An 18948-nucleotide genomic window follows, 5' to 3' on the forward strand; every position below is an offset into this window, starting at 1 on the left:
ATTCATCCGCGATGAGGCCCGCCCAGACAACCCACAATCAGAAGTTGTACGTAGCCCCCATCCACAACGTCCGCCCGTAGTTCACCGTGCCATAGGTCTCATCATCCAGCCGCTTGTCCGCGATGTTGTTGAGCGACGCATTCAACGTCAGCGCATCTGTCACATCAAACGACCCGCCCACATCCGCCGTGGTGTACCCCGGCGCACTTTCCGCGGTAATGGTGTTGCCGTATTCCTCGCCGTAATAGCTCACCGACGCCCACGCCTGGGCACGGTCGCTCACGCGCCACTCACCCCGCAGGTTGGCCTTCTGCTTGGGCGTCAGCGCCAATGGCGCACCCGCATTGGCCCCGCTCTTCTGCTCCGAGTCGGTGTAGGTGTAGTTGGCCTTCACCAGCACATCGCGGTTGATGTCCCACTGCCCGGTCAACTCCACACCGCGGATTACCGCCTTGTCGACGTTCACCCGGTCCATGACGATGTAACCGTTCCACAGGCGGTCGGTGGTCACGGTCGACAGCTTGTCCTGGAAGTCGTTGTAGAACAGCGTGGCGCCGGCCTGCAGGTTGTCGCGGTTCGACCACAACGCCGAGACCTCGTAGTTGGTACTGGTTTCGGGCTTCAGGTCAGGGTTGCCCAGCATCACGAAGCGGTTGCGGCGCAGGTAGGCGTAGCCCTCCACCACCGCGCGCAGTTCCGGCGCCTTGAAGCCACGGGCAACACCGCCCTTGAACGTCCATTGGTCGGTCGCACGCCACACCCCGTAGACGCGCGGGCTGAAGTGGTTGCCGTATTCCTCGTGGTCGTCCAGGCGCAGGCCGGTGGTCAGCGCAAAGCTGTCGGTCACCGACCATTCGTTTTCGGCAAACAGTGCCTTCTGGGTCACCTTGAACTCATAGTTCACCCGGTCGCCCAGGCCCTGGTTCCAGTCGGTGACCTGGTTTTCCTGCCATTGCGTGCCCACGGTTGTGACGTTGTGCGCAGTCGGCATCACCAGCTTGGCATCCAGCACCCGGTTGCGGATTTCAGGCTTGCGCCCGTAGATGTCGGTTTGGTCCGGCGTGGCCTTGCCCTCACGGCTGGTGGTTTCCTGATAGAGCGCGATATCGGAAGTGGCCCAGCCCCAGCGGCCCTGATGCGACAGCGACCAGTGATCGCGGTTGTTCTCCTGCTCGCGGGTGGCCCAGTTGGCGCTCAGGCCATCGCCGTTTTTCAGGCGCGTGGCACCCACTTCCAGCAGGATGTCGTGGTCGATGGTCGGGGTGAACGACAGGCGTGTGGTCAAGTCCTTGTGGTCGGCCTTGCTGTGGCCATTGGTCAGTTCCAGGTCGTCGTCGGCCTGACGGTTCAGGGCGCGGCCCCACACCTGCAACCCCAGCAGATCCTCCTTCAACGGCCCGCCAAGGTAGAACGTGGTCTGCCCGGCATTGCCCTCGTCGCTGTGCTGACGCAGCGAATAGTCGTAGCCAATCGACCCGCCCCACTCCGGCGCCACCTTGCGGGTAATGACGTTGATCACACCACCGATGGCATCGGAGCCATACAACGACGACATCGGCCCGCGCACCACCTCGATGCGCTCGATGGCGGCGGCCGGCGGCACAAAGCTCTGCTCGTAACCGGCGTTGCCATTGACCCGCGACTCCCGCGCGCTCTGGCGCTTGCCGTCGACCAGAATCAGCGTGTAGTCGCCCGGCATGCCACGGATGGAAATGTCGGTTTCGTTTGCCCCACCATTGACCGTCACCCCCTCCACGTCCCGCACCGCATCACCCAGGTCGCGGTACGACTTGCGGCGCAGGTCCTCGCCTTCGATCACGGTGATCGACGCGGGGGCGTCCTCCACTTCCTGCTCGAAGCCCGAGGCGGTGACCACCACTTCTTCAAGGGTCAGCGGGATCGGTTGAACCGGCGCGGTTTCGGCCTGTAAAGGCCCGGCGAGCATGGCGGTGAGGGTGGAGGAATAGCAAAGAAGGCGGCGTGTTGCGGACATGCAGGTGATCCTGTGGATTCGTTGTGAATGCGAATCCTAATCACCTGCATGGGTGAGACTGGGACAAAGTGTGACAGCTAGCGCCAATCCGCCTTATCAGCAAAGAACGCCCGCGCATTCACCTCCAGGCTCTCCAGGTGATACCCCCCCTCCTGCACGATCAGACACGGCAAGCGCAACGCCCGAATCCGCTCACCCAGCGCCGCAAAACCTTCCGTGGTCACCGCCACCTTGCTCTGCGGGTCCAGCTCGTAGATATCGAACCCCAACGACAGCACCAGCACCTCGGCACCAAAGTCTTTCACCGCATCCAGCGCAATATCGAGCTGGGCCATGAAATCGCCTTCGCTGGCACCGTGGGCCATTGGCAGGTTGAGGTTGTACCCCTCCCCCGCACCGCTGCCGCGCTCGTCCTCGAACCCTGCCACGCCGGGGTAGAAGTTGGTCGGGTCGCCATGGGTCGACACGTACAGCACATCGTTGCGGTCGTAGAAAATCTCCTGAATCCCCTGCCCGTGGTGCATGTCGGTATCGAGGATCGCCACGCGGCTGTAGCGGCTGCGCAGGGCCTGGGCGGCGACGGCGGCGTTGTTCAGGTAGCAGAAGCCACCGGCGGCGTCGAAGCGCGCATGGTGCCCCGGCGGGCGGCACAGGGCGTAGGCCGCCGGCTCGCCGTCGAGGATGGCCTGGGCACCGGCCACCGCGCTTTGCGCCGACCAGTAGGCCGAGCGCCAGGTGTTTTCGCCCACCGGGCAGCTGCCGTCGGCCAGGTAGCGCCCGGCCTGGGCAAGGATGCCGCGCAGGGCATTGGGCTCACGCACGAAGATGTTGGACATGACCTCGTCGCCCCAATCCTCGGGCACTTCCTTCCAGCGCGCATGGGCTTCTTCAAGGAACGCCAGGTAGGCTTCGCCATGCACGGCCTTGAGCGGTGCCAGGCCGGCGTCGCCGGGTTGGCGGATGTCGAAGCCAAGGCTTTTGGCGGCCTGCAACAGACGCTGGGCGCGCTCGGGGACTTCCTGCGGCGTGCGCATGGCGCCCCGCGAGTAGTAGCTGCGCGGGTGGTGCAGCAGTTGTTCGGGGTGGAAGTAGCAACGCATCAGGCTTCTCCTTGGTCCACGCGCCCAGCGCGGGTGAGCACGGCATTGAGCAATACATCGGCACCCTGGCGGGCATCCTCGGGCAGCACGTCTTCGGCTTCGTTGTGGCTCAGGCCGCCAACGCAAGGGATGAACACCATGGCTGTCGGGCAGTAGCGCGCCAGCAGGATGGCATCGTGGCCAGCACCACTGACGATGCGTTGCTGGCTGTAACCCAGGCCGTCCACGGCGTGCTGCACGGCGGCCACGCAGTCGGCGTCGAACGGGGTGGCCGGGCTGACCCAGTGGCGGTCGATACGCACTTGCAGGCCACGCGAAGTGGCGATGGTGTTGAGCGTTTGCGACAGGTCACGCTCCATCGCTTCGATGGCTTCGTCGCGGTGGTGGCGCAGGTCGACGGTAAAGCGCAGCACGCCGGGGATGGTGTTGCGTGACGACTTGGCAATCGACAGCTCGCCCACGGTGGTCAGGCCTTCGGGGGCAAAGTCGGCGGCCAGTTGCTCCACGGCCTGGATCATCTGCGCGGCGCCGTACAGGGCGTCTTTGCGCAGCGGCATGGGGGTAGTGCCGGCATGGGCGGCCATGCCCTCGACGGTCACGTCCAGCCAGCGAATGGCCTGGCCGCCGGTGACCACGCCGATAGCCTTGGCATTGTCTTCGAGGATCGGGCCCTGCTCGATGTGCGCCTCGAAGTAGGCATCCACCTCGCCGCCCAACGGGCGCTGCCCGGCGTAACCGGTGCGCTTCAGTTCATCGGCCACGCTGATGCCGTCGGCATCGCGGATGGCCAGGGCCTGCTCAAGGCCCAGGGTGCCGGTGAACACCGCCGAACCGAACATGGCCGGGGTGAAGCGGGCGCCTTCCTCGTTGGTCCAGACGGCGATTTCCAGCGGTTTGCGGGTCTGGATACCCAGGTCGTTGAGGCGGCGGACCACTTCAAGCCCGGCCAGTACGCCATAGACGCCGTCGAAACGGCCGCCTTCGGGCTGGGTGTCGAGGTGGCTGCCCATCATCACCGGCGCGGCGCCCGGCTCGCTGCCGGCGCGGCGGGCGAACAGGTTGCCGATGGCATCCACCGTCAGCGTCAGCCCGGCCTCGCGGCACCAGTGGCTGAACAGTTCACGGCCGGCCTTGTCTTCGTCACTCAGGGCCAGGCGGCAGCTGCCGCCCCGGGCGGTGGCGCCGACTTCGGCCATGGCCATCAGGCTCGCCCACAGGCGTTCGCCATTGCTTTTCAACATCACGGGTTCTCCAGATCAGGCGAGTTCAAGGTGTTGGCTGCGGGCGTACTGACGCGCCAGCGCCAATACACACACCAGCGAAATGCTGGCAATCAGGGTGTAGAACACCGCCATCGGCCACCATTGGCCGGTGAAGGTGTGGGCCAGCCAGGTGCCGATCAGCGGGGTCAGGCCACCGGCAATCGCGCCGCACACCTGGTAGGCCATGGAAATCGCGGTGTAGCGCACGCGGGTTTCGAACATGCCGCTGACGTAGCCGGCAATCACCGCGTAGAACGAGGCCATGCACGCTGCCGCCAGGGCGATGCCAAGCACGATCAGCGGGCCTTCGCCGGAGCTGACCAGCACGAACATCGGATACGGCGAAGCCATGGCCAGCAACGCAACCAGCGCAAGGAAGCGGGTGGCGCCGAGTTTTTCCGACAACCAGGCCGCCAAGGGCTGCACACAGAACTGGATAACGGCCACAAAGAACAGGCATTCCAGAATCAACGAACGCTCAAGGTGCAGCTGCTGGGTGGTGTAGCTGATCATGAAGGTGTTGGTGAAATAGACCCCGGCAATGCCCAGCGTGTTGGCACCGATGCACAGCAGCAGCGGGCGCCAGGCGGTGCGCAGCACTTCCAGCACCGGCGCTTGCTCCTTGCGCTTGGCCTTGGCGGCTGCTTCGCGGCTGGCGATGAATTCCGGCGACTCGTTGACCCCCAGGCGAATGGCCAGGCCCACCACCAGCAACAGTGCACTGGCCAGGAACGGCAAGCGCCAGCCCCAGCTCATCAGGTCTTCTTCGGGCAGGCGGGTGACGGCGCCAAAGGCCAGCAGCGACAGGATCAGGCCCGCCGGGCTGCCCAACTGCGCGAATGAGGCAAAGAAGTTGCGACGGCCCTTGGGTGCATGCTCCCCGGCCATCAGCACGGCCCCGCCCCACTCGCCGCCCACGGCAATGCCCTGGACCACACGCAGGATGATCAGCAGCACCGGCGCGGCGGCGCCGATTTGTGCGTAGGTCGGCAGCAGGCCGATGCACACCGTGACCACGCCCATCATCAACAGCGTGATGACCAGCGATTTCTTGCGGCCGATGCGGTCGCCCACATGGCCAAAGACGATGCCACCCAGCGGGCGGGCAAAGAAGCCGACCGCAAAGGTGCCGAAGGCGGCCATGGTGCTGAACAGGCTGTCATCAGAGGGGAAGAACAAGGCGCCGAACACCAGCGCCGCAGCGGTGGCGTAGATGTAGAAGTCGTACCATTCAATCATGGTGCCGATGAATGCGGCGGCGGCAGCACGCTGCGGCTGGGGTGAAGCGGTGGGCTTCATGGGGGGCTCCTTTGCTTGTTTTTCTGGCAGGAGTGAAAGGGTCACGGTGGCGCTCTGTCGGCGCTCTGAGTGCGATTTATCGTCTCAGGGCTATGATTAGTCAATTTTCTATTTATTATTCGAACTATTAACCACGCTTATCATCGAGATTTGCCATGTCTGACCGCCTGCTCAACGACCGCCTGGACTGGAACCTGTTGCGCACCTTCCGGGTAATCGGCCAGGAATTGTCCATCAGCCGCGCCGCTGCGCGCCTGCACCTGACGCAACCGGCGGTGAGCCAGGCGCTCAAGCGCCTGGAGGAACAACTCGGGCGCCAGCTCATTGCCCGGCGCGGGCCGCGCTTTGTGCTGACCGACATGGGCGAGCAGCTGTTCCAGCTGGCCGGCGAGGTGTATGGGCAGATGTCACAGATCGGCGGCCTGCTGGAGCAACCAGCGGATGAGGTGGTGGGCAAGGTGCGCCTGTTGATGATCAGCCGCATCGTCAACCCGCGCTTCGATGACTTCCTCGCCCACTTTCACCGCCAGCACCCGCGCGTGGATGTGGAAATCGACGTCATGCGCAGCTCCGACATTGTCGCTGCCCTGCAGGAAAAAACCGCCACCGCCGGCCTGAGCCTCAACCGCCGCGCCCAGCCACGCCTGGAACAGCGCCTGTTCATGCGCCAGCGCTATGCGTTTTTTTGCGGCAGGCACCACGGGCTGTTCGGGCAATCGGAGGGCGACTTGCAGCGGGAGAACTTCGTCAGTTTCACCAGCGACCAGATCGGCGGCATGCTCTCGCCGCTGACCATCTTCCGCGACCAGCAAGGCTTTGCCGGGCGCATCGTGGCGTCGTCACCCAGCCTTGAAGAAGTGCGCCGGCTGGTGATTGCCGGGTTTGGAATCGGCTGCCTGCCGGAACATGTGGTGGCCGACGATGTGGCGGCGGGGTTGCTGTGGAAGCTGCCGCCGCTGGAGGGGATTGCGGATGTGGATATTCATTTACTGTGGAACAAAGAGCAGCGGATGAGCCGGGCGGAGGGGATGTTTATTGATGCGTTGCAATCATGCCTCCCGCAGAACACCCAATAGGTGCCAACAAGATCAGGCTGAAAACTGTCAGGTGGCACATTACCTGTAGGAGCGGCCTTGTGTCGCGAAAGGGCTGCGGCGCAGCCCCCGCAATGTGAGCTGCGAAGCTGAAATCCTGGGGCCGCTGCGCAGCCCTTTCGCGACACAAGGCCGCTCCTACCCCGCACAGCAGATCCCCTGCAAGAGCGCGAAGCCAGGACGGTACGCGCATGGAGGTTGGATCCCATCGGATGAAGGCGTATGCTTTGCAGTAGCCATGTGCCATCATCTTCAAGGACGATTTCCTTTGCCCAGCCACCCCACCCGCCATACCATCGCCCGCCAGTGGCAACTGCTCAAGTTGTTGCCCGACCGCCATCCCGGCAAAACCTCCCAGCAACTGCAGGCCGCACTGGCCAAGGTTGGCCACAAGACCAGCAAGCGCACGGTCGAGCGGGACCTGAACGAGTTGGCCAGCCTGTTTGCGCTGCAATGCAACAACAAGGGCATGCCCTATGGCTGGTACTGGCAACCGGGCCTGAGCCTGGGCGAAGCGCAGCAACTGCAGCCGGATGTGCTCACGCCATCCGAGCACATCGAACTGCGCGCTTGGGTGGACGATGCCTTGGCCCGACGCCTGGAAGACCAGCCCTTGTCCGATGACATGCGCCTGGACCCGCAAGCCGAAGGCGGCGCAACGCTTGATGCCACGGTCGAGGACAGCCGGGCGCTGATGGGCTGGCTGCTGTCCCAGGCCGGTTCCATTCAGGTACAAGCGCCGGAGGCGCTGCGGGTGGCGGTAGTGCAGCAGTTGCGCCAGAGCCTGGCGCTGCATGACGAACCCTGCTGAGCAGCGTCAGGACGGCAACACCGGCGAACGGCGCCGCGCCAGGCAAGCATACGCCAGCCCAAGCACGCTGAACGTCAGTACGCCTATCAGCACAACCAACTCACGGCTGTAACGGGCCATTAGCGCCGAAAAGCCGGTGTATTCGCGGTAAACCTGCACATCCGCGACCCCGTCGGCATGGCTGATGCTGGTGCCACCCTGACGGATTTGCGAGTAATCCGCATCGAAATACACCCACACTTTGCAGGCCCCGCCCTGCTCGATGGCCGGTATTTCCACCAAGGCGGTGGGCGCCTCGATGATACGGTCGTTGCCCTGGGCATCGCGCACCTGCACCAGGCCTTTGGCCGGCAGGCGGATTTTCACCTCGCGCACCTCGCGCTCACCCGTGTTGCGCAGGTCGATGACCAACCCTGTACGATGGTCCACCAGCCCCGCTTCGAACGGTTTGGCGAACAACTGGGCATACGGCGCCTGAGCCAGTTCGATCAGCCGATCCACCTGGTCCTGGGTCAGTTCCCCGCGACCAATGCTGTTGATGCGCGGCTGAAGTTGCTCGTACTTGAGCTGCTCGTTGGTTTTGCTGATGCGCTCGCTGAACTGGCTTGGGTAGGTGAGGTAGGCGTAGGTCAGGGAAGCTTCAAGGCGCGCGTCATCCTTGAGCAGCGCATACGCCACCAGCAAGACCATCAGGCCAAGCAGCAGGGCGACGAGAAGTTTGCCGACTTTGTCCCAACTCAACGGTGTAATTCCTTCTGCCACGACAAGGAAACATGCAAGCGGCCCAAAGGGTGCCAAGTTCGCAGCCGCCAGGCAAGCACTCAGCGGTTGAGCAGCACGGGTAACGATGCCATCAGCATGGCGATACCCGACAACGTCAGCAAACCCAGCACCACACGGCGGAAGGTCAGGTCGCTGATGCCCAGATACACTCGCGTGCCGAGCATCGCGGGCAGCGCCATGGCCAGCAAAACCACGCCGAACGACGGCAGCATGTCCGTGGTAACCACACCGGTGCCCAGGTAGGTGAGCATGGTAACGGCCAGCATCGACAGGTTGAAGTTCTGGATCACCGCGCGCTGGGTGTCGCGCTCAAAGCCGCGCAACGTGCACCAAAGCGTAGGCACCGTCCCGGTGAACCCGCCGATACCGCCCAGCGCCCCTCCCACCATGCCCACCGCGCCATCGGCCAGGCGATTGCCCCGCAGCCTGGGCAGGCGCGGGGCCAACAGCATCAAGGGGCACCACAGCACCAGCAAGGTGCCGAACACGGCCTTGAACCACAGCATGTCGAGGTAAGGCAGCACCCACACGCCCAAAGGGATGCCGGCCAGGCCGCCCAGCACGAACGGCCACAGCAGCGGCCAACTGAAGCCCCGGCGCACGCTGAACACGGCGATCAGCTGGCCGGTGAGGCTGCCGAACACCGTGAGCGAAGCCGCCAGGCGCGGCTCCAGGCCCCAGGCCCAGAACGACATGGCGACCATGCCGAAGGCAAAACCGGAAAGGCCTTGGACGAAGCCTGCGACGATGGCGCCGAGGGCGATCAGGGTCAGCGATTCCATGATCAAACGTCACACATTCATTGAAGATGGCTGGAGCATGACGGCTTCGATTTGCCTCGTCCACCGCCTGAATGGTATCAATACGCCACCTCTACCAGCATTCATAATTTCCGGGCCTTCCTGGCTCGGCGGAATTGATACTGCCGTTTTTTTCAGCGCAGCCGGACGCCACATATGTATTACGACACTCGCGATATACGCTCAAACACGCTTCTGAAGAAGGCCAGGAAAGACAATGCCTATTTAATAGCTGCAGAAACAGCGGACTACTGGTTGGCGTGCCTATACATCGGGTCATATCTGGCAAAAACCAATCAAACTATTGCTCAAGGCTTCGAAGATAGCGCAGAGCAAGTCCGAGAAATTCATAGCACCCTTAAAGAATTGCTACCCCCTGTCGACCTTGACCTTGTCTCCCGAACACACCAGGCATTACGCCACCACTTATCAAACGCAAGTAACGCTGAATTGATAAATCTTATCAACTTCATCGCCGACCAGTTGATAAGCACTCGCATTGGCATTGACTACCGACACTGCAAAATTGTTTCAGGGTTTGCCGGCCCACTCTTTAACAACACACCTTTCGACATCATCGATTACTTCCCAAACACTGCCGACCTTTCCGTAGGTGTACGTTCACAAGGCATTAAATATTCTTTCTTGATGTCGGGACACATCGACAGAATTCATAAACTTCTAATCACACTAAAATTGCACTGCCACGATATTACCGCTCGTTTTACCCACCCCCTTGACAGTCTGCCGACACCCACTAGCAACACAGCATACCTATTAAACTCCCCATCACAGCAGGTTCACTACAACAGTTCACCCAACAAAACCAACAGCCTCTCATCAGTAGAAGCTTATTTAGCACTGTCAGACCGTACCAAAACTAGGGGATTCTATATCCTCGCGCTCACCAGCATGAGTGCAAATTCAAAAACCACCCAGCGCCTATGGAATCCTTACAGTGAAAACATAGAGGCCATCATTGCGTTCGACAGCTACCACCAAAACAGCATAAAGAAATTCCTAATCCTCATCATAAACAATAACGCCCCCGACAACAAAAAACGATTATACATCAACGTCTCCAACAGCCCCGCGCTCCGTTCGCTGGACGCCATTGAACGAAGCATGCTGGCTGCTTCCATTTATTTAACATGGAAGTCCGGGCGCGTTGACATCGGCGGGATGACTCCAAGAGTTGCCAGCGCTTTCAACAGCCAATTCAAAAATGGATATCGTGACATCAATGGATTATGTCGCGCCACCCACAGAACCACGGACTACAACAAGCACCTGTTCAAGCCCAGTCACTACGTCAATTTTTCGACACAAAACGGAATGGGCAATGACATCAACAGCGCCACGATAATGGAACAGTTGAGACGTGACGCCGCGCAATGCATTTACGTGATCGGCAACAACGGCGCGGGTAAAAGCTTGCTGCTAGGCGCAGTTGCCGATCAGCTCATCGCCGCCAAGAAATCATCCACAGGAATCACCTTCTCTCAATCCCATCGTTTCCCCAAACCCAAGACTGACGAATATTTTACATCCATCAGCTCACTGCATAACTCCCGCCCTTCACGCCAACACGACATTCCTGGCTTATTTGCCAAATTATTCTGCACTGTCGATAAGCTTAAAACCTTACTAGCGTGCCTCACCCACCTCGACTTTACGGAACAACTTTATCTTGGGCCCAAGTCCTACTCGAACGCTCACGCCACCATCGACCTCGATGCGCTCATCGCGCTGACCGCTGATGTAGAGGAGAATATTAATAACCTGACAGACTTACACCATGAAGCCTTCACGCTGATTTTGGTGAAAAAGAATGATCCGGATCGATACACATTTTTCTCAGAGCTCAGCTCGGGCGAGCGGAACATCATTACATTGCTCACACTATCCCTTGAGTACGCTCAACGCGGATCAACGCTGCTGCTTGACGAGCCCGAAATCAGCCTGCATGTCAGCTGGCAACAGAAGTTGCCTAAAATACTCGGCCTCATCGCCCAGTCGCAAGGCACCTCAATTGTCTGCGCAACCCACTCCCCACTACTCATTTCGAGTGCACCGACGCTCGACACCCATTGCTATTCACTAAATATCGGAGAACTGAACTACATCCCTCCTGAAAGAAGACGCTCTGTGGAAACATCACTTTTATCTATTTTTGACACTTATACACCACTCAACAAAGAAGTGTATGAACGTTGCGCCAGATTGATCGCGAAGACCATTCAAAATAAAAACAGCGAGTCATCAAGCGGCAAGATCGAACTGATTGATGCTATCAACGAATTGACTGAGCTGGAAACAACGGTATCGGAAACTTCGAGCGTCGAGCACGATGAGCGCTTCCATAGTGATCTTGAACTCATCAGAAAAGCACGCACCGCAATCACCGCCGTTTATGATGAAATACGCCATGTCTAGATATAGAACGCTGGACAAAGCGGGAATTCGAGCACTTTTGGAAAAATACAAATCCAGCTTCAGCTCTGGCCCTCTTGACTACCCATCAACAAAAGCGTGCCTTGATGAAATGACAGCGCTTGCACTGGAAGAGTTCAAGAGTCGTCAATCAGGCGGCGGCATTCAAACGGACTCTTTATGGAGCGACTTCTACAACTATATACACGCTGATAACGCCTCGATCACGGGACAAGCCATTCGTAATCATATTCGAAAAATCATTGAAGAAGAACAAAACAACCAGTGCTGTTACTGCCGGCGGCCGCTGTTCAACAACGCACATGCCAAGCCTATCGAACACATTCTTCCTCACAGCAAATTCGTACAACACACCTTCAACATTCTTAACCTCATCATTGCGTGCGTGGATTGCAATGCAAAGAAAAGTGACCACGTCTGGAGTCAACACGAAGCGACCTTTAGGCGCTTCCGGCACTACCCGCCGGCTCGATTGTTCGAGGACCTCTTTCACCCTCGCTTTCACCGGTACGATGAGCACGTAAAGTTTATTCGCGTCCAGTCAAATTACCACTGCATCTCCATCTACACAGGTCTCACTGAACAAGGCAGAAACCTGTGCAAAAACTTACTTACTCACATCTCAAAGCTTGAAGTTTTTGTGAGCGCAAATTCTGACCTGAAGACGCATATTCAAACCATCTACAACCATGAGGCGCATGACAATTCTGCCGCCGAAGCTGCCATCAAAGAATTCCAGATCGCATTCCAGAACGCGACTGAGTCCATTCTGGAAAACATTTGAGCGAGAGCGCTTGTACTGAGCCCCTGCAACAGGCGGCTCAGTATCTTTGCAGTTAGATCAAGCGCTCAACCACCGCCTGCGTACGCCGCATCAGCACCTTGCCCGCACGAATGGACACCAACGCATACCCCTGGCTGCGGATCATCTCGTAATCATCCGGCGCCGACAGCACCAGCAGGTTGGCCGGCCGCCCCACTTCGATACCGTAACGCTCGCCCAGGTTCAGCGTGCGCGCGCTGTTGTCGGTGATCAGGTCCAGCGAACGCTGGATGTCTTCGTAACCCAGCATATGGCAGATGTGCAACCCGGCTTCCAGCACGCGCAGGATGTTGCCGTTGCCCAGCGGGTACCACGGGTCGACAATCGAGTCCTGGCCGAAGCACACATTGATCCCGGCCCGGTCCAGTTCGCCCACGCGGGTCACGCCACGACGCTTTGGCCAGGTGTCGAAACGGCCCTGCAAGTGAATGCTCTCGGTCGGGCACGAAATGAAGTTGATGCCCGAGCGTTTGAGCAGGCGGAACAGCTTGGAGCAATAGGCGTTGTCATAGGAGCCCATGGCCGTGGTGTGGCTGGCAGTCACCATGGCGCCCATGCCGCGCACCCGCGCCTCTTCGGCCAGCACCTCCAGGAAGCGCGACTGCGGGTCGTCGGTTTCGTCGCAGTGCACGTCCACCAGGCAGCCGGTGCGCTCGGCCAGGTCCATCAGGAACTTGATCGACGACACGCCCTGGTCACGGGTGTTTTCAAAATGCGGAATGCCGCCAACCACATCGGCACCCAGGGCCACCGCTTCGGTCATCAGGGCGCGGCCGTTGTCATAGCTTTCGATGCCTTCCTGCGGGAAGGCGACGATTTGCAGGTCGATCAGGTGGCGTACTTCTTCACGCACCTCGACCATCGCCTTGAGCGCGGTCAGAGTCGGGTCGGTGACGTCAACGTGGGTACGCACGTGCTGGATGCCGTGGTCCACCAGCATGCCGATAGTCTTGGTGGCGCGGGTCTTGATGTCGTCATGGGTGGTCATGGCCTTGCGCTCGGCCCAGCGCTCGATGCCCTCGAACAGCGTGCCGCTCATGTTCCAGTTCGGCTCGCCGGCGGTCAGGGTGGCATCCAGATGGATGTGCGGTTCGACGAAGGGTGCCACCACGAGGTTCTGTTTGGCGTCGATGTCTTCAGCGGTGGCTGCCACGACCTCGGCCTGTGGATGGATGGCGGCAATGCGCTCGCCGGTCAGTTCGATGCGGTACAGCCCGGGTTTGCCACGCAGGCGGGCGTTGAGGATGTTCATCAGGCGTTACTCCTTGTTATTGGTTTCGCTCATGCGCCAGATCAGCAGTGCGACGGCGGCATTCATGCGAAACAGAGGGTCTTCGAGCGAGAGGCCGCTCAGTTGTTCGATACGCTGCATGCGCTGGTTGACGGTGTTGCGGTGCAGGCCCAGGCGCTGGGCGGCGCGCTGGCCGTTGCCGTTCTCGACCAGCAGTGCGTCAAGGGTGTGCAACAGTGCATGCGGGTGTTTGCGGCCGGTTTCGATCAGCGGGCCGAGGGTCTGGGCCACGAACGCGTCGATCACCGTGCGGTCGCCAATGCCCTGCAGCAGGCGCAACACGCCCAGCTCACTGAAGTCGCACAGGCCAGTGGCCGGGCGCAGGTTGTGCGCCACGTCCAGCGCCTGGCGGGCTTCGTTCAGGGCCTGGCGGTAATGCGCACAATCATGGGCTGTGCTCGACAGGCCCATGAACAGCTGCATTTCACCGGCAGGCCCGGCCAACTGCCGGTGCAGCCGTGCCAATGCCTCGCGCAGGTCGGGCTGCTCGGGCAGCAGCAGGATGAACAGGTCGCCTGGCAACAAGGCGCTCATGGCGCCCGGCTGCCGTCGGCACCAGGCATCGAGGTGGTCTTCCACGGCTTGGCGGGCCTGTTGCCACAGGCGCTCGCCCTGCTCCGGCCCATGCCGCTGGAACATCGCCTCGACTGCCGACAGGCGCAGGGCCACCACCCGCTGCGGCTGGTCCAGCGGCAACTGCAGGTGCGCCGCGCGCTGGCGGGCGATGGCCAGGCTTGGGTAGTCGCCGGTCAGCAACTGCCCAAGGATGTCATGCCGCGAACGCCGGGCCTGGCCCATCTGTACCAGCGCGGTGCCGATCAGGTGGGTCACCACCACCATTTTCAACGCGTAGGGCTGCTCAATCAGCGGCAGGCCCAGTTGCTCGGCGCGGTCGATGACCCGTTGCGGGATGCGCTGGATGTAGCTGTCGCCGGTGAGGATCACCAACCCGGCAATGCCCACTGCGTCGCCGTCCTCGACCAGGCTGAGCAGGTTGGCCTCGCCGCGCGGGTGGTTGATGCCGGTGACAAACACCAGTTCACCGCCCATCACCCACTCGGCGATGCCCTCGTTCTCGGCCACGTACGACCACCGCACCGTGCGCTGCAGGTTACGTGCGCCAGCGCGCACGGCCATCACCTCCAGCCCCGGCAGGCTCAGCAGCTCCTCCAGTGCCAGGCTCACGATTCAGCCGGCTCCCGCAGGGCGAGCTGGCGGCGCCCGCCAAGCTCCAGCAGCACGATGTAGCACAGCGCCGAAGCACCGATACCCACCAGCGGCGCAACCCACGGCGAGGCATACGCCAGCACCGCGCCCACGGCGTAGGCCACCAGCCCGATGACGTTGTAACGTGGCAGGCTTACGGCGGCCAATGCCGGGTACTTGCCACGATGGCGGTACCAGAAGTCGGCCATGATCACCCCGCCCACCGGCGGGATGATCGAGCCCAGCAGCACCAGGAACGGGATCAGCATTTCATACATGCCACCCACCGCCAGCACGATACCCGCAGCGGCGGCCACCAGCGTCATGGTACGGCGGCGTTCGCTGCGTATCAGATGGCAGGCGGCGGCCGATACGTTGTAGATGGTCGGGCCCTGAATGGTCCACAGGTTCAGGCACAGCATCACCACGGCCGCGAACGAAAGGCCTTGCAGCATCATGACTTCGACGATATCCGCCTGTTGGTAGACCATCGCGCACCACGCCCCGGCCACCACCATCAGGCCATTGCCGAGCAAGAAGGCCACCACGCTGGCCGTCACTGCCACGCGGCCGCTGCGCGACAAGCGCGTCCAGTTGGTGGCCTGGGTGGCGCCGCTGGCAAAGGTGCCGAAGACCATGGTCACCGCGGCCGAGAAGGTCATGGTTTCATTGGGCACCAGTGCTGCCAGTTGCTGCAGGCCGCCCACGTGGCGGGTGGCAATGATCATGGAGATCACCAGCAGCACGAACATCAACGGCACCGACACCCGCGACAGCAGGTCCAGCCCCTTGAAGCCAATGATCGCCGTCAGGCTGAAGCCCAGGCCGAACAGCACCATCAACGGCACCGTGTAGCCTTCGGCCAGGCCGAGCATTTTCACCAGCACGATGGCCACAGTGGCGGTGCCCCAGGCGTACCAGCCCAGTTCGGCAAAGCCCAGCAAGAAGTCCGAAAGGCGGCTACCGGCTTCGCCAAAGCAGAAGCGCCCCATGAGTACGGTGTTCAGGCCGCTGCGTGAGGCGATGAACGCCAGCGCTGCGGCATACAGGGCCAGCAAGGTGTTGCCGATGGCGGCAATCCACAGCATGTCGACGAAATTGAAGGCCATGCCGAGCTTGCCGCCGGCGAACATGGTGCCGGTGAAGAAGGTAAAGCTGAACAGCACCATCGCAATGGGCAGCAGGCCTTTGCGTGAGGATTGAGGGGCTTCGGACAGCGGGAATTCGCTGGGGGCGGTCATCTGATTGGGCTCCGTGGTGGAAGGTGGAGCTCAGTGAGCAAGATGCGGGCCGCTTCTGCCGGGGTGTGAAAACGTGAAAAAAGCAGAAGTGCGGCACATCGAAATATGTGCATCCTGCACTGCAATTCGATAAAACCAGGCAACTATGTGTGCTGAGCGACTTATTCTAAGGCACTTGTGCACCAAAGCGGGACGGAGATGGGGATTTTTTTGAATGGGAGACCGGGCGCCGCTCTCGCGGCGCATCGCGGATGAATCCGCTCCTACAAGGCCATGGTTGCCCGCATGGCGCTCGCCAGTAGGAGCGGATTCATCCGCGATGCGCCGCGAGAGCGGCGCTCGATCTCACAGGCGCCCAAGATCTCCGCCAAACCCCTACACCTAAAACCCGACGGTCGCAGACACCAACCACGTACGCGGCGTCGACAGCGTCAACCCCGGCTCGCTGTCATCCGAAGCCCCCGCAGAGGCCCAATAGCGATCATCCAGCACGTTCTCGACACTGGCCCGCAAGGTCACCTGCGTGGCATCGACCTTGAAGGTATACCGCGCGCCAAGGTCAAACCGCTCCCAGCCGTCGATCTTTTTGCTGTTGTCCTGGTCCAGGTACTGCGAGCTGGAATGGATGCCCCGCGCAGTCAGGGTCAAACCATTCACACCGGGTATATCCCACTCGGCCCCAAGGTTGACGTTGTACTCAGGCGTCGCTGGCGCACGGTTACCATCGTAGGCACCGCCAACGGTGTCGGTCAGCTCGCTGTCGATGTACATCACGCCACCCAACAGCCGCACCCCGTCCAGCGGTTCACCAAACACGCTGAGTTCGATACCGCGGTTGTCACGCTTGCCGTTGGGGCCAAAAACGCGTGAGGCGGGGTTGGTCTCATAAGCAGGCTGGCGGATACGGAAGGCGCTGGCGGTAAAGGCGACCCGGCCCAGGTCGTACTTGGCCCCGACCTCGACCTGACGGCTGATGAACGGCGGGAAAATCTGGTCCTCGTTGATCGAGGTCGACGGCGCGATCTTGCCCTGGCTCAACCCTTCCATGTAGTTGGCGTACAGCGACAGCTGGTCGGTCACCTTGAGCAGCACGCCGCCCGACGGCGAGACCTTTTCTTCGTCGTAGGCCGTGTCGCCTTTGATGTCGTTGGTCCAGTCATCCACCTGCACCCGCTGCCAACGGGCACCGAGGGTAAGCAGCAGGCGGTCGTCGAAGAACCCCAGCGTGTCGGCCAGCGCCACACCGGAAAAGCGGTTTTCGGTGTAGACCTTGGCGTCGATACGGGTGGGCGTGCCGGGGGTTGGCGTGGCTACCGGGTTGTACAAGTTGCTGGGCGCCGAAGCATAGCGCGCGCCGCCATTTTCGAAATCCATGTAGAAATAGGTCGCTGCCAGGTTCACCTCATGGCTCACCGGGCCGGTATGAAACCAGTTGCGCAGCCCGGCCATGGCGGTACGCACGGTTTCATCACGGGTGAAGTCCCGTGGCTGAACGGTGAAATCGCCGGCATCGTTGATGATCGAGACATTGTGCCGCAGGAAGTCGTGGTTGCTCTTGCGCGCACCCACGGCGCCATAGGCCAGCAGCGAATCGCTGATGTCGTACTCGGCGTTGACGGCACCAAACGTGTCATTGGTACGCGCCTTGCTCCAGGCTTGGGCGTAGTTGTGGCGCACATCATTGGCGCTCGGCACCCTGGCGTTAGCCCCTACCAGCACCCGCTCCTGGGGCGCGTCGGTATCACGCTCGGTGTGGCCGATGTCGGTCGACAGCCTCAGCCGTTCACCGCGAAAGTCCAGCCCCAGCACGGCCATTTCCCGATCGACCGACTGGTGATCCCACTCGGTATCGCCCGATTGCTTCACTCCATTGAAGCGCAGGCCGAACTGCTTGCCCTCGCCAAACCGGCGCCCCACATCCACCGCCCCACCTACCTGGCTACCCGATGCATAGCTGCCGGTGAACTCGGTGAGTGGCGTGTCGCTCGCGCGCTTGGGCACCACATTGATGCCACCGCCCACGCTGCCCCGTGGCGAGATGCCATTAATGAGCTGGCTCGGGCCTTTGATGATGTCGACCCGGTCTGCCATTTCCATGTCGATGGAATAGGTGGGCAGGATACCGTACAAGCCGTTGTAGGCCACGTCCGTGTTGAACAGGCTGAAACCACGGATGGTGAACTGTTCGAAACGCCCGCCGGCCGGGTTGGTGGCACGCACCGACGGGTCGCTGGCCACCAGGTCGCCCAGGGTGCGGGCTTGCTGGTTTTTCACCAGCTCGCTGGTGTAGGTGGTCGTGCTGAAGGGCGTTTCCATGAAGTCTCGCGAACCCAGCAGGCCTTGCGAGCCTTTGCGAGCTACCTGGCCACCGGCATAAGGTTCGCCGTCATTTCCGAACAACTGGCCGCCCACGATGCTCGTCGGGGCGATTTCCAGCACATCGCTGCTGTAGGGCGCAGGCACAAGGGTGAAAGCGCCCTCACCCACCGCTTTGAGTTGCAAGCCGCTGCCCTGCAGCAACTGAATGAAGCCTTCGCCCACGCTGTAGTTGCCGGACAACCCGCCGCTCTGGCGGCCGCTGACCAGCGCAGGGTCCAGCGACAGGCTGACACCTGCCTGGTCGGCGAAACGGGTCAGCGCGGCACCCAGGCTACCGGCCGGGACTTGATAGGCACGCCGTGCGGCGTCATCGGCCCAGGCCGGTGAGCTGAACAGCAAGTGGGCACCGAGGCTCAAAACACACCCAAGGCGCAAGCGGCAAGGCATTACTGCAGGCATCGAAGAAGGCTCC

Annotated in this window: 14 protein-coding genes; 4 read left to right on the forward strand and 10 right to left on the reverse strand. The window is 61.3% G+C overall.

What is annotated here, in order from left to right; translation table 11 throughout:
* Positions 1-37: 37 nt before the first annotated feature.
* From PVV54_RS15815 to PVV54_RS15830, 4 genes are all read right to left on the reverse strand, one after another.
* Entirely contained in the window at positions 38-1993 is a 1956-nt protein-coding gene (locus PVV54_RS15815) for a TonB-dependent receptor domain-containing protein (RefSeq protein WP_446731418.1), read from the reverse strand.
* Positions 1994-2070: 77 nt separating this feature from the next.
* On the reverse strand, positions 2071-3093 hold the full coding sequence (locus PVV54_RS15820) for a histone deacetylase family protein (protein WP_274906157.1): 1023 nt from the start codon (positions 3091-3093) through the stop codon (positions 2071-2073).
* Positions 3093-4334 carry a Zn-dependent hydrolase gene (locus PVV54_RS15825; RefSeq protein ID WP_274906158.1) on the reverse strand — a complete coding sequence of 414 codons (1242 nt, stop codon included), beginning with the start codon at positions 4332-4334 and terminating at the stop codon, positions 3093-3095. Before PVV54_RS15825 ends, PVV54_RS15820 begins: the two co-directional genes overlap by 1 nt.
* 15 nt (positions 4335-4349) lie before the next feature.
* Positions 4350-5654, reverse strand: coding sequence for an MFS transporter (locus tag PVV54_RS15830; protein ID WP_274906159.1), 1305 nt, complete (start codon positions 5652-5654; stop codon positions 4350-4352).
* Positions 5655-5809: 155 nt separating this feature from the next.
* Between PVV54_RS15830 and PVV54_RS15835 the strand changes: the two genes are divergently transcribed.
* Positions 5810-6730, forward strand: a complete 921-nt coding sequence (locus PVV54_RS15835) for a LysR family transcriptional regulator (protein ID WP_274906160.1) — start codon at positions 5810-5812, stop codon at positions 6728-6730.
* Positions 6731-7016: 286 nt separating this feature from the next.
* A complete protein-coding gene (locus tag PVV54_RS15840; protein ID WP_274906161.1) occupies positions 7017-7559 on the forward strand; it encodes a WYL domain-containing protein in 543 nt (180 codons plus the stop codon).
* A gap of 6 nt (positions 7560-7565) precedes the next feature.
* On the opposite strand, the gene PVV54_RS15845 is transcribed toward PVV54_RS15840, so the two are convergent.
* Complete coding sequence (locus PVV54_RS15845; RefSeq protein WP_274906162.1) at positions 7566-8300, reverse strand: hypothetical protein; 735 nt, start codon at positions 8298-8300, stop codon at positions 7566-7568.
* Between the two features lie 80 nt (positions 8301-8380).
* A complete protein-coding gene (locus PVV54_RS15850) occupies positions 8381-9124 on the reverse strand; it encodes a sulfite exporter TauE/SafE family protein (protein ID WP_274906163.1) in 744 nt (247 codons plus the stop codon).
* A 174-nt stretch (positions 9125-9298) separates the two neighbouring features.
* Here PVV54_RS15850 and PVV54_RS15855 point away from each other — a divergent pair, with 174 nt between their 5' ends.
* Together PVV54_RS15855 and PVV54_RS15860 are read left to right on the forward strand one after the other, a co-directional pair.
* Entirely contained in the window at positions 9299-11578 is a 2280-nt protein-coding gene (locus PVV54_RS15855; protein ID WP_274906164.1) for an AAA family ATPase, read from the forward strand.
* A complete protein-coding gene (locus PVV54_RS15860; protein ID WP_274906165.1) occupies positions 11571-12380 on the forward strand; it encodes an HNH endonuclease in 810 nt (269 codons plus the stop codon). Before PVV54_RS15855 ends, PVV54_RS15860 begins: the two co-directional genes overlap by 8 nt.
* A gap of 52 nt (positions 12381-12432) precedes the next feature.
* On the opposite strand, the gene codA is transcribed toward PVV54_RS15860, so the two are convergent.
* The 4 genes from codA to PVV54_RS15880 form a co-directional block, all read right to left on the reverse strand.
* Positions 12433-13671 carry a cytosine deaminase gene (gene codA, locus PVV54_RS15865; protein WP_274906166.1) on the reverse strand — a complete coding sequence of 413 codons (1239 nt, stop codon included), beginning with the start codon at positions 13669-13671 and terminating at the stop codon, positions 12433-12435.
* Between the two features lie 6 nt (positions 13672-13677).
* Positions 13678-14895 (reverse strand): PucR family transcriptional regulator, encoded by a 1218-nt coding sequence (locus PVV54_RS15870; protein ID WP_274906167.1) that lies wholly within the window; start codon positions 14893-14895, stop codon positions 13678-13680.
* Positions 14892-16157, reverse strand: coding sequence for a cytosine permease (gene codB, locus PVV54_RS15875; RefSeq protein ID WP_274906168.1), 1266 nt, complete (start codon positions 16155-16157; stop codon positions 14892-14894). Before codB ends, PVV54_RS15870 begins: the two co-directional genes overlap by 4 nt.
* Before the next feature lie 381 nt (positions 16158-16538).
* Positions 16539-18935 (reverse strand): TonB-dependent receptor, encoded by a 2397-nt coding sequence (locus PVV54_RS15880; RefSeq protein WP_274906169.1) that lies wholly within the window; start codon positions 18933-18935, stop codon positions 16539-16541.
* Between the last annotated feature and the right edge of the window lie 13 nt (positions 18936-18948).

This window comes from Pseudomonas sp. PSKL.D1 (assembly GCF_028898945.1).
Lineage (GTDB): Bacteria > Pseudomonadota > Gammaproteobacteria > Pseudomonadales > Pseudomonadaceae > Aquipseudomonas.

What these genes read in the sequence shown, in the direction of transcription:
- codB (WP_274906168.1), bottom strand. Translation starts at nt 16,157, where the DNA reads ATGACCGCCCCCAGCGAATTCCCGCTGTCCGAAGCCCCTCAATCCTCA.
- PVV54_RS15820 (WP_274906157.1), bottom strand. Translation starts at nt 3,093, where the DNA reads ATGCGTTGCTACTTCCACCCCGAACAACTGCTGCACCACCCGCGCAGC.
- PVV54_RS15860 (WP_274906165.1), top strand. Translation starts at nt 11,571, where the DNA reads ATGTCTAGATATAGAACGCTGGACAAAGCGGGAATTCGAGCACTTTTG.
- PVV54_RS15850 (WP_274906163.1), bottom strand. Translation starts at nt 9,124, where the DNA reads ATGGAATCGCTGACCCTGATCGCCCTCGGCGCCATCGTCGCAGGCTTC.
- PVV54_RS15855 (WP_274906164.1), top strand. Translation starts at nt 9,299, where the DNA reads ATGTATTACGACACTCGCGATATACGCTCAAACACGCTTCTGAAGAAG.
- PVV54_RS15825 (WP_274906158.1), bottom strand. Translation starts at nt 4,334, where the DNA reads ATGTTGAAAAGCAATGGCGAACGCCTGTGGGCGAGCCTGATGGCCATG.
- PVV54_RS15815 (WP_446731418.1), bottom strand. Translation starts at nt 1,993, where the DNA reads ATGTCCGCAACACGCCGCCTTCTTTGCTATTCCTCCACCCTCACCGCC.
- PVV54_RS15830 (WP_274906159.1), bottom strand. Translation starts at nt 5,654, where the DNA reads ATGAAGCCCACCGCTTCACCCCAGCCGCAGCGTGCTGCCGCCGCCGCA.
- PVV54_RS15835 (WP_274906160.1), top strand. Translation starts at nt 5,810, where the DNA reads ATGTCTGACCGCCTGCTCAACGACCGCCTGGACTGGAACCTGTTGCGC.
- PVV54_RS15880 (WP_274906169.1), bottom strand. Translation starts at nt 18,935, where the DNA reads ATGCCTGCAGTAATGCCTTGCCGCTTGCGCCTTGGGTGTGTTTTGAGC.
- codA (WP_274906166.1), bottom strand. Translation starts at nt 13,671, where the DNA reads ATGAACATCCTCAACGCCCGCCTGCGTGGCAAACCCGGGCTGTACCGC.